The organism is Piscibacillus sp. B03 (assembly GCF_052246295.1).
Taxonomy (GTDB): Bacteria; Bacillota; Bacilli; order Bacillales; family Alkalibacillaceae; genus Piscibacillus.
Map to the genome: position 1 here is coordinate 20017 of NZ_JBQQCO010000028.1, position 10592 is coordinate 30608.

The following is a 10592-nucleotide window of genomic DNA, read 5'->3' on the forward strand; positions in this document are numbered from 1 at the left end:
AAAGAGGGGAACATTATGAGAGCTGCTTTATATGTTCGCGTTTCTACGCAAGAACAAAAAGAACATGGTTATTCCATTCATAATCAACTTGAAAAATTAGAAGCTTATTGCGTATCGCAAGATTGGAACATTGTTAAGACATATAACGATGCCGGCTTTTCTGCTAGCAGTATAGATCGCCCAGCCTTACAAGAATTGTTCACTGATATTGAGAATGATCTAATAGATGTCGTCCTATTTTATCGATTGGACCGTTTTACACGTTCAGTTTTAGACCTTCATAAAATGCTTGAAACAATGGATAAAAACCACGTCATGATTAAATCGGCTACTGAACCTTTTGACACGACAACACCATCTGGTCGATTGTTTATTAATATTATTGCCTCTATGGCTGAATGGGAACGACAAACGATAGTAGGGCGTGTTCAAGATGCTGTTCATAAAAGAGCAAGCATGGGTAAATGGCATGGTGGCATTGCTCCATTTGGTTACGAGGCAAAAGAAGGTTTACTATTTATTAATCCGGAAGAAGCTAAAATTGTTGAAAAGATATTTGAGTTAGCTCCCTTTCATGGAAAGAAGCGTATTGCTGAACAAATGAATACATTGGGTTATCGATTAAGGGGTAAACCGTTCAATCGAGATAATATCACGTATATCTTAACGAACCCTATTTACATTGGAAAAATCCGTTCGAATAAAGGTAGACACAAACACCGACTACCTTTGAGTGAGCAAGCTTTATTTGATGGTATTCATGACTCTATCATTAAAGAAGAAACATTTTGGATGGTAAACCATACTGAGAACGGAAAACGGTGGAAACGTTCTAATGCTAACGAATATATCTTTACTGGTATGTTGACTTGTTCGAGGTGTGGTGCAAATCTACAAGGAAGTAAGCTGCGTGACATTTATTATTATCGCTGTCGTAATACACGTATATCGCCTAAAACATGTACGTTACCTAAGATTAGAGAGGATAAATTAGAAGAAAAGATTGTTCCTGTGGTTGATAAACTATTAGATCAGTGGGAAGAACGGTTTACTTTCGACCAAGAACTAGAAAAACCTGAGAATGAAGCAGAACTTAAAGACATTAAAAAGAAGATGGATAAATATAAAGAGTTATTCATGAATGATCTGATTAGTATTGATGAACTAAATGGTAAGATTGGTATCTTACGTGAACGTGAGAAAGAGTTAGAGCAACATCAAAAAGTTGAAAAAGAACAAAATATGGATAAAGAAATATTGCTAGACTTTAAAACGCTTTGGAAGAATGGAGAACGGAAAGAGAAAAAACTACTTGTGAATAGTGTGTTTGAAAACATTGTGGTAGATATGCCATCTAATAATAAGAAGATGCAATGGCCATTAATCACTCAAGTTGAGGATGTGGATGGAGTGAAATTTGAGTCCTTTTGAGGTGTCTGCCAATTCCGCCACACCGGCATGTGAAGTAATTACGACAAGAATTAATATAACATGATTTAGTTTGTTTAGTCAATCTCTAAAATTAGTTAAGAAGGCAGGTCCTCCCTGCCTTCTTACTGTTTATAATTCATCAAATCCGTTGGTGTCAGATACTTTCGTATATTGACGGGATTTTTGCTCGAAGAAGTCGGACTTGCCTTCATCCACTTCTTTATATGCCCTGATCCACTTCATTGGATTCTCCGTAATATGAGGATAAGGTGCCTCCACACCTAACAGCTTACAACGTTTATTCGCTGTATACTTAATGTAGTCCTCAAGTTCGTCCATATTAATGCCATCAATTTTATTCCCAATTATATGCTGCCCCCATCTGACTTCCAGCTCAACCGCCTTCTTAAAGGTATCTGTCACAAACTGTTTGTTCTCTTCTGTGTTTAATCCTGGATTCTCATTCAAGGTTTCTTTATAAATATGCGCAAACAAATTCACGTGAATGAGCTCGTCACGGTTAATATAGTTAATCATCGTGCTCGTTGAGACCATCTTTTGATTTCGGGCCAAGTTATAAAAGAATGCAAAGCCAGCATAGAAGAATAAACCTTCTAACACGACATCATAGACAACGGACTCGATAAACGCTTGTGGTGTCTGTTCTTCCACAAATCGGTCATAGCCTTCTGCGATAAATTGATTTCGTTCCAGCAGCACCTCATCATGCTTCCAGTACTCAAAGATGCGGTCTTGTTCATCTTTATCCACTAATGACGATAGAACATAAGAATACGACTGGTTGTGGACCACTTCTTGAAACGATAGCACTTGCATCAAGGCCGATAAGCTTGAGTCCGTTAGATAATCTGCTACTTTAGCAGAATAGTCGGTTTGAATCGAATCTAGAAATGCTAGTAGTCCGATGATTTTCTTAAAGGTTTCTTGTTCGTCATTGGTCAATTCTGGCCATTGTTTACGGTCGTTAGACATATTAATTTCAAATGGTGTCCAGAAGTTGGCGAGCATATTTTTATACATTGGGTAAGCCCAGCTGAATCTGACATCATCCCAGTTGAGTACATTGGAACTTTCTCCATTAATAATGCCTGTTGATGCGTTGGGTGCTGAATAGTCATATAAGCGTCGTTTGTTTAAAACTTCAGTCATAATAGTGCCTCCTTTACGATGCGCAGCTTTCGCAGTCTTCTATATCTGATGAGGTTGATCTTGTATAATAAGTCGTTTTGAATTTAGACTTCCACGCCGTTAAATGTAAGTCCAATAATTCCTTAGCTTTAATGTTATTTTTGACATAGAAGTTAAACGAAATCGATTGATCGATATGCTTCTGACGTGCTTCGTTTTGTTTAATCGTCCACATGTGGTCTATGTCATAAGCTGATTTATATAACCAAAATGTTTTTGGACTTAAGTCAGGTGCCGTGACCGGAATCTTGTAATTTTTCTTTTCTTCTGAGTAGAACTTTTTAAAAATTGGGTCGATACTCGCCGTACTTCCTGCAATCAAGCTTGTACTTGAATTCGGTGCAACTGCCATTAAGTAACCATTTCGAACACCGTGCTCTTGAACCTCAGCCAATAAGTCGTTCCACTCCGTTGATTCATAGCCTCGATCTGTAAAATACTTTCCTGTTGCCCAGTCTGATCCTTCAAAATATGGGTAGGCTCCTTTTTCTTTCGCTAAGTCTTTACTTGCCTTAATCGTTAAGTAAGCGATTCGTTCATATAGCTCGTCCGCAAACTCAACCGCTTCGTCTGACTCCCAGCGAATACCTTTTAACGCTAACAAATGGTGATAGCCAAATGTCCCAAGTCCAACAGCACGATAGTTCTGATTCGTGATTTGCGCCTGCAAAACCGGGATATTATTAAGGTCAATCACATTATCTAGCATTCTCACTTGAATCGGAATGAGGCGTTCGAGCACATTTGCTGGAACGGCGCGTCCAAGGTTAATGCTTGAAAGATTGCACACAACAAAATCTCCTGGCGATTTAGTCACGATAATTTTGCCGTCTTCAGTGTACTGCTCTTCAACCGTTGTTGGGCTTTGGTTTTGTGTAATCTCTGTACACAGGTTAGATGAGTAAATCATGCCTTTATGGCTATTTGGGTTTTTACGGTTCACTTCATCACGGTAAAACATAAATGGCGTGCCTGTCTCCAATTGACTAACCATGATGCGTTTCATAATCTCAATGGCTGGCACTTCTTCTTTAGACAAGTCAGGGTGCCTCACACATTCTTCGTACCGATTTCTAAATGAACCTGCTCCATCCTCTTCATCGTAAAAGTCTTCTAAACTATAGCCCATTACATCTCTTACTTCATGTGGGTCAAATAAATACCAGTTCTCTCTTGCTTCAACTTTTTCCATAAATAGATCAGGAAGGCTGACACCTGTAAATAAGTCATGTGTCCGTTGGCGTTCATCCCCGTTGTTTAGCTTGGCGTCTAAAAACTTATGAATATCTTTATGCCAAACGTCTAAGTAAACGGCAATGGCACCTTGGCGTTGGCCTAGTTGATCAACACTTACAGCAGTATTATTCAGCTGCTTCATCCAAGGCATCACACCACTCGAGACACCTTTAAACCCTTTAATTGAACTACCATGCGAGCGAATTTTCCCAAGATAGACGCCTATACCGCCCCCATTTTTAGACAGGTTCGCAATATCGGTATTAGAGTCATAAATTCCTTGCAAGCTATCATCAACCGTATCAATGAAGCAACTAGATAGCTGGCCATGAGCTTTCCCTGCGTTAGATAATGTAGGCGTCGCAACTGTCATATACAAGTTACTCATCGCCCAGTACGCTTCTTTAACAAGGTTAAGACGTTTATCATTTGGCTCATGGATCATAAGTGTCATCGCAATCGTCATGAATCGTTCTTGCGGCAGTTCAAATACATGTCCTTCATGGTCTCTCGCTAAATAACGGTCTGCCAGCGTACGAATCCCTATATAAGTAAAAAGTTGATCACGCTCTGGTTCAATCACCGACTCCAATTCATGAAATTCTTGTTCATCATAGTAAGTTAATAGCTGATCACTGTAGATGCTAATTTGTGTTAAATGCTTAGCCAATTCATAGTAACGACCGTACTTTAAGGATTTCGAATAACCACGATTCACAGCCGCTTCTTTATATAACTGATCTAAGTAAACTTTTGCGCATACATAAGTCCAATCAGGTTCATCAACACTAATGTTTTCAAGTCCTCTTAGTAAAATTTCATTGGTGATTTGCTGTTTTGTGATGTGATCTTTGGATTGTACTGAATTCATAACTTTTTCAACAAAAGTTTGGCCATCCAAATCCTTAAAGCCCTTTAACGCTTCGTACAAATAGTTCCTAAGATGCTCTTCATTAAAAATTGTTTCATGTGTGCCTTCTTCAGTCACAATCGCTGGTACAGTTTTGACTGTCATCATGTTCCCTCCAAAATAAAAAATTCGCTTCCCACGGGGAGAAGCGAACAAAACGATATGTATATGCCTTAGTTATACGATGTACGTCAGACAAGGCCGTATATCGTTTCATTCTCTCAATCCCCGAAGAGTGTGAAACTTTCCTCATTAAGGCAGGTCTCCTGACTTGCGCATCTCCCTACTCTGAACCTTCCCTTACAGTCGCCCATCGTTAGAACTAATCTGTAAAGTGGTTATTCATTTCGTCCGCGCTTACAGTTGCGGGGGCAGTTCTGGAGTTTCACCAGATTCCCTTTCAAGCTACAAGCACCTTAACAAGAGTACTATATATAGATTTTAAAGTTAATGAAACACAATATATTGTGTTAATTTGCATTATAGATGATTCAGTCAAATAATACAAGAGGGTTTTAATAGATTTTATAATTAACCTTTAATGGCACCTTCTGTCATACCTTTTGTAATTCGTCTTTGGAAAATGGCATATAAAATGATGACAGGAATGATGGCGATGACAAGACTTGCAAATAACGTTCCCCAAGCATTCGTGTATTGCGCTTCACTACTAATGTAGTCGATCGCCAAAGCAAGTGTATAGTTTGTTTCGGTCTGTAAGAAAATGAGCGCCATGAAATACTCGTTCCAAAACTGGATCGTATTCATAATCGTAACCGTAATAATTCCGGATGTCGTAAGTGGCGTGACGATTTTCCACAGGATCCCATAAGGTGACATGCCATCGATAGCCGCTGACTCTTCTAACGACTTCGGAATCGTACTAATAAAACTGGTTAACACGAATATCGTAAATGGCAATTGCGATAAGGCATACACGACTGATAATCCTATGAGACTATCAAGTAAATTTAATTGATTAAGTAAAAAGAACAACGGAATCCATGCTAACACCATTGGAATCATCATGGCTGAAATATAGAGTGTAAATAAGAAGTTGCTGCCTTTAAAGCGAACCCTCTCAATGGCATACGCCGTTGGAATGGCTAACACCAAACAGAGAATTGCTCCCAAAGCTGTAACAATTAAACTGTTAAAAACACTCGTACCAATATTATATTCAGTCCAGGCCGTGATAAAGTTTTGATAATTAAATGATTCTGGAAATCCCCAAGGGTTCGCATATATTTCAGCATTAGATTTAAACGATCCAAGGAACATCCAAAATATTGGATAAAGTACTGCTAATGTCCATAATATTAACGGAATTCTAATGCCTGTTCTTGCTATTTTTTCCCCAATTGTTAGTTTCATATGCTTTCCCCCCTAGTACTCCACTTTATCTCTACGAAGCAAGAATTGCAGAATTAAAACCGTAATTAGTGAGAGTACCAATATCATGACACCAATCGTTGCCCCATAACCAAAGTTGTATTGTTTAAATGCCTGTTGATACAGATAGGAACCCATCACGTGTGTTGCATTGTTCGGTCCTCCACCCGTCATGACCTGTACAATGATAAAAGAACCATTTAACGTTGTAATAACTATGTACAAAATTGAAATCTTAATCTGTGGCCAAATTAATGGTAACGTCACGTGCCTGAATTGTTGCCACTCATTGGCCCCGTCAATTCGTGCAGCTTCATATGTACTTTTAGATATATTTGCAATTCCACCCATTAATAGAAGCATAAACAAACCAATTCCAGCCCATACGGATGGTAAAACAAGACTAGGTAATGCCCACTTTTCGTCTCCAAGCCATGGTCTTGCCCATTCGCCTAAGCCAATTTTCTCTAAACCGGAATTAACTAGTCCTAAACTTGGATTATAAATAAACATCCAAAGAATCCCTATTACAACTACTGACATAATATTTGGGAAGAAAAAGATAACTCTATAGAATGGCGCTTCCTTAATTTTTAGCTGAGTCAGAACGACCGCCACAAAAAGCGCAATAATCATAATCCCAATTACTTTCGTCACAACAAGGAAATAGTCATGCCAAATCGTAGCCGGAATAATATCATCATTAAGCAGTCTTTTATAGTTGTCTAGACCAACAAATTCTCGCGTGTTTGAAGCACCAGACCATTCAAAAAATGAAAAATAAAGTCCATTAAATAGTGGATAAAGAGTAAATATACTAAACATAATAAATGTCGGGACTAAGCAAAAGGCAAGGAATATATATTTTTGCTTCTTAGATTGTACCATCTCATGATCACTCTCTTCGCCTAAATAGTATATGGAATGCAGATATACCTCTGCATTCCATATATAATTCTTAAATCAAATATTATTATTCATTACGATAATTTTCTGCAGCCTCTTCAGCCTTCTCAACAAATTCTTCTGCCGTCATATTACCAAGCATGAGTGAGACTAGTGCATCACTAATTGGTGTTTCTAAGTCTGCACTCATCGGATGAGGCTTGTGATAGATTTGAACTTGTTCAGGATCATTAATCATGGCGTTAGCCTCAATTAAGTACTCTGGAACGTTTTCATTTTCTGATAAATCTACACCAGCAACGTTCATAATTGCCCCTGTATGTTCAGAGAACGATCTTGCGTATTCTCTAGTAAATACGAAATCTACAAAAGCTTTTGCAGCTTCAGGGTTTTCAGCTTCCTCAGCAATGGCTAACGGACGTAAATCTGGAACAATAGCCATTGGTTCACCAGCTTCATTCATAGGTGAAGGAATAAAACCAAACTGGAAGTCTTCTGGTACGTCCCCTGCCATTTCGTTAGGTAACCAGAATCCAACTGGAATAAATGCATTATCATGAAGTAAGAAATTCATTTGAGATTGTGTATGGTTTAATGCACCAAAACCAGAGTCAATATATCCTTCTTCATGCATTTGTTGAACGTTTTGCATGATTGCTAATACTTCATCACTCGTCCATGCTCCTTCTTCACCTGTAATAACGTCTGCTAATAAATCGCTACCTCCATAAGCGGCAAATGCAGGATATAACATACCTCTTAAGAAATAGTATGGATGTTGACCAGTTGTAACAAATGGAGCAATACCTTCATTATCTTGAATGTCTCCCATGGTACTCATAAAGCTTTCAAAGTCTTTTGGTACCTCGTAACCTTCTTGATCAAACCAAGCCATGTCATACCAAGTACCCCAAGTATCAAAAACTAAAGGTAAACTATATAAATCTCCATCGTATGATGCTGGTTCTGCAATAAAGTTATCTAGTAACGGCGATCCATCTTCAAGTTCGATTTCCTTCGCCCATTCAGATAAATTCATTAACTGTCCATCTTCTACCATTTGAGTCTCACTAGACCCTGCTCCATCAATGTATACAACATCAGGTGGATTTCCAGAAACCCAACGAGATCTCATCTCTTCATTAATATTTGGACCCGCATGTTCCACAATTTCTACATCAGGGTACTCTTCTTCAAAATCCGCAATGACTTCTTTCCACCAAGAATCACCATAACCACCAACAAAGTATTGGATTTCTAACTCTCCTGAAATTTCCCCGTCATTTGCTTGATCATTATTCTCTTCATCAGTTCCTTCTGTCTCACCAGATTCTTCATCTTCTGTCGAGTTATTTTCCTCTCCAGGAACTTCATCTGGTGCACACGCTGCTATAAAAACTAACAAGAATAATATCATGACAAATGTTGTCAACTGCCATCTAACTAACTTGTTCAAGTTCTCATCCCCCTAATTCTTTTAAAATTAAAAGCCACGAATATAGAAAACTATACCAAGGCTTTATGTAACAATGTAACCCTACTTCTAAACCTCCTTTTCAGTGAAATCGCTTACAAATTAAAATCAGAAAATTTAGTTTAATTATAATTCTAATGATTTTTTATGTCAAATTATGATTAAAAAAATCGTAATAATATTTCATTATATGTATTAACCATCAATAATATGGCTTTTAGACATAAAAAAAGTTGCTAAGCAATGTTTTGCTTACCAACTTGGATATATGTATATGATAGTTGTTTTTGGAGGCGGCAACCGGATTCGAACCGGTGATAAAGGTTTTGCAGACCTCTGCCTTACCACTTGGCTATGCCGCCACATAAAAAAATGGAGCGGAAGACGGGATTCGAACCCGCGACCCCCACCTTGGCAAGGTGGTGTTCTACCACTGAACTACTTCCGCAATTAAAATGGCTGGGCCACCAGGATTCGAACCTGGGCATCACGAGACCAAAACCCGTTGCCTTACCGCTTGGCTATGGCCCAATATAAAGGGCGATCGGTGGGAATCGAACCCACGAGTGCCGGAGCCACAATCCGGTGCGTTAACCACTTCGCCACGACCGCCATATGGCAGGGGTAGTAGGAATCGAACCCACATCAAAGGTTTTGGAGACCTTCGTTTTACCATTAAACTATACCCCTATGTTTTATTAAAAATGGTGGAGGGGGAGAGATTCGAACTCCCGAACCCTGAGGGAGCGGATTTACAGTCCGCCGCGTTTAGCCACTTCGCTACCCCTCCAAATAAATGGTGGCTCGGGACGGAATCGAACCGCCGACACACGGATTTTCAGTCCGTTGCTCTACCGACTGAGCTACCGAGCCATTAAAAAGGTTTATTTTGTTATATAATGGCGGTCCGGACGGGACTCGAACCCGCGACCTCCTGCGTGACAGGCAGGCATTCTAACCAACTGAACTACCGGACCATTTTGGTTGCGGGGACAGGATTTGAACCTGCGACCTCCGGGTTATGAGCCCGACGAGCTACCAGACTGCTCCACCCCGCGATATTATCAACAACTCCAATTTAGGAGTCCTGACTATAAATGTTATTAAACTTTTGACTGCTCGTCGCGTTGCAAACCATTTCGGCGAAGCTTACGCTCCTCGCAAAACCTACGCAGATGATGATTCAAGACGTTTACGGTCTTGCTCCACCCCGCGATATTATCAACAACTCCATTTCAGGAGTCCTGACTACAAATGTTATTAAAATAACTCTTTTACTCTATTAAGCCCGTATAAATGGTGGAGGATGGCGGGCTCGAACCACCGACCCCTTGCTTGTAAGGCAAGTGCTCTCCCAGCTGAGCTAATCCTCCAGGGCAATATGAATGATATAAAAGATGACCCGTACGGGATTCGAACCCGTGTTACCGCCGTGAAAGGGCGGTGTCTTAACCACTTGACCAACGGGCCATAATAAGTATTATGGCGGAGAGCGAGGGATTCGAACCCTCGAGACCGCGGTAGCGGCCTACACGATTTCCAATCGTGCTCCTTCGACCACTCGGACAGCTCTCCAAGTAATGGCTCCAGCGGCAGGATTCGAACCTGCGACCGATCGGTTAACAGCCGATTGCTCTACCACTGAGCTACGCTGGAATGTGATTCAACTGTCCACGAAGGAGAAGAATTAATCATTATGCCCGGCAACGTCCTACTCTCACAGGGGAAACACCCCAATTACCATCGGCGCTAGAGAGCTTAACTTCTGTGTTCAGCATGGGAACAGGTGTGACCTCTCTGCTATCGTCACCGGACTTTGTAGTTGTGTTTATGTAACTCGGAAATTCCGAGACAAGTAATATTATATTCACCTTCGCTGAAAAATGCAAGGGAAATTTAATATTTTTGGTTAACAACCTTCAAAACTAAATACGAACTACCAAGCGTCATTTAACGTCTTTTCAAATCGAAGTTAAGTCCTCGATCGATTAGTATCCGTCAGCTCCACGTGTCACCACGCGTCCACCTCGGACC

At 40.0% G+C, this 10592-nt stretch carries 6 protein-coding genes, 13 tRNA genes, 1 rRNA gene and 1 riboswitch; of the genes, 1 reads left to right on the forward strand and 19 read right to left on the reverse strand.

What is annotated here, in order from left to right; all coding sequences use genetic code 11:
- Nucleotides 1-15: 15 nt before the first annotated feature.
- The gene (locus tag ACTWQB_RS14925) at nucleotides 16-1431 is read left to right on the forward strand and encodes a recombinase family protein (protein ID WP_443139997.1); all 1416 of its coding nucleotides are present in this window, start codon (nucleotides 16-18) and stop codon (nucleotides 1429-1431) included.
- A 129-nt stretch (nucleotides 1432-1560) separates the two neighbouring features.
- On the opposite strand, the gene ACTWQB_RS14930 is transcribed toward ACTWQB_RS14925, so the two are convergent.
- The 19 genes from ACTWQB_RS14930 to rrf all read right to left on the reverse strand — a co-directional run bounded on the left by ACTWQB_RS14930 (nucleotide 1561) and on the right by rrf (nucleotide 10372).
- Nucleotides 1561-2601 carry a ribonucleotide-diphosphate reductase subunit beta gene (locus ACTWQB_RS14930; RefSeq protein ID WP_443139998.1) on the reverse strand — a complete coding sequence of 347 codons (1041 nt, stop codon included), beginning with the start codon at nucleotides 2599-2601 and terminating at the stop codon, nucleotides 1561-1563.
- A gap of 13 nt (nucleotides 2602-2614) precedes the next feature.
- Complete coding sequence (locus ACTWQB_RS14935; RefSeq protein ID WP_443139999.1) at nucleotides 2615-4891, reverse strand: ribonucleoside-diphosphate reductase subunit alpha; 2277 nt, start codon at nucleotides 4889-4891, stop codon at nucleotides 2615-2617.
- A gap of 134 nt (nucleotides 4892-5025) precedes the next feature.
- Nucleotides 5026-5220: riboswitch (cobalamin riboswitch) on the reverse strand.
- Nucleotides 5221-5317: 97 nt separating this feature from the next.
- Complete coding sequence (locus tag ACTWQB_RS14940) at nucleotides 5318-6160, reverse strand: carbohydrate ABC transporter permease (protein ID WP_443140000.1); 843 nt, start codon at nucleotides 6158-6160, stop codon at nucleotides 5318-5320.
- Between the two features lie 12 nt (nucleotides 6161-6172).
- Nucleotides 6173-7066, reverse strand: coding sequence for a carbohydrate ABC transporter permease (locus tag ACTWQB_RS14945; protein ID WP_443140001.1), 894 nt, complete (start codon nucleotides 7064-7066; stop codon nucleotides 6173-6175).
- Nucleotides 7067-7151: 85 nt separating this feature from the next.
- The gene (locus tag ACTWQB_RS14950) at nucleotides 7152-8501 is read right to left on the reverse strand and encodes an ABC transporter substrate-binding protein (protein WP_443140002.1); all 1350 of its coding nucleotides are present in this window, start codon (nucleotides 8499-8501) and stop codon (nucleotides 7152-7154) included.
- Between the two features lie 345 nt (nucleotides 8502-8846).
- A tRNA-Cys gene (locus ACTWQB_RS14955) sits at nucleotides 8847-8920 on the reverse strand.
- Nucleotides 8921-8931: 11 nt separating this feature from the next.
- Nucleotides 8932-9006, reverse strand: a tRNA-Gly gene (locus tag ACTWQB_RS14960).
- Nucleotides 9007-9014: 8 nt separating this feature from the next.
- Nucleotides 9015-9089: transfer RNA gene (locus ACTWQB_RS14965), tRNA-Gln, on the reverse strand.
- Between the two features lie 8 nt (nucleotides 9090-9097).
- A tRNA-His gene (locus ACTWQB_RS14970) sits at nucleotides 9098-9170 on the reverse strand.
- Nucleotides 9171-9174: 4 nt separating this feature from the next.
- Nucleotides 9175-9248: transfer RNA gene (locus tag ACTWQB_RS14975), tRNA-Trp, on the reverse strand.
- 15 nt (nucleotides 9249-9263) lie between these two features.
- Nucleotides 9264-9348, reverse strand: a tRNA-Tyr gene (locus ACTWQB_RS14980).
- Nucleotides 9349-9355: 7 nt separating this feature from the next.
- Nucleotides 9356-9431: transfer RNA gene (locus ACTWQB_RS14985), tRNA-Phe, on the reverse strand.
- A gap of 27 nt (nucleotides 9432-9458) precedes the next feature.
- A tRNA-Asp gene (locus ACTWQB_RS14990) sits at nucleotides 9459-9535 on the reverse strand.
- Nucleotides 9536-9539: 4 nt separating this feature from the next.
- Nucleotides 9540-9616 (reverse strand) — tRNA-Met (locus ACTWQB_RS14995).
- A gap of 239 nt (nucleotides 9617-9855) precedes the next feature.
- A tRNA-Val gene (locus ACTWQB_RS15000) sits at nucleotides 9856-9931 on the reverse strand.
- 25 nt (nucleotides 9932-9956) lie between these two features.
- Nucleotides 9957-10028 (reverse strand) — tRNA-Glu (locus ACTWQB_RS15005).
- Between the two features lie 13 nt (nucleotides 10029-10041).
- Nucleotides 10042-10133, reverse strand: a tRNA-Ser gene (locus ACTWQB_RS15010).
- A gap of 6 nt (nucleotides 10134-10139) precedes the next feature.
- Nucleotides 10140-10214, reverse strand: a tRNA-Asn gene (locus ACTWQB_RS15015).
- A gap of 42 nt (nucleotides 10215-10256) precedes the next feature.
- Nucleotides 10257-10372 (reverse strand): 5S ribosomal RNA (gene rrf, locus ACTWQB_RS15020).
- Nucleotides 10373-10592: the final 220 nt, after the last annotated feature.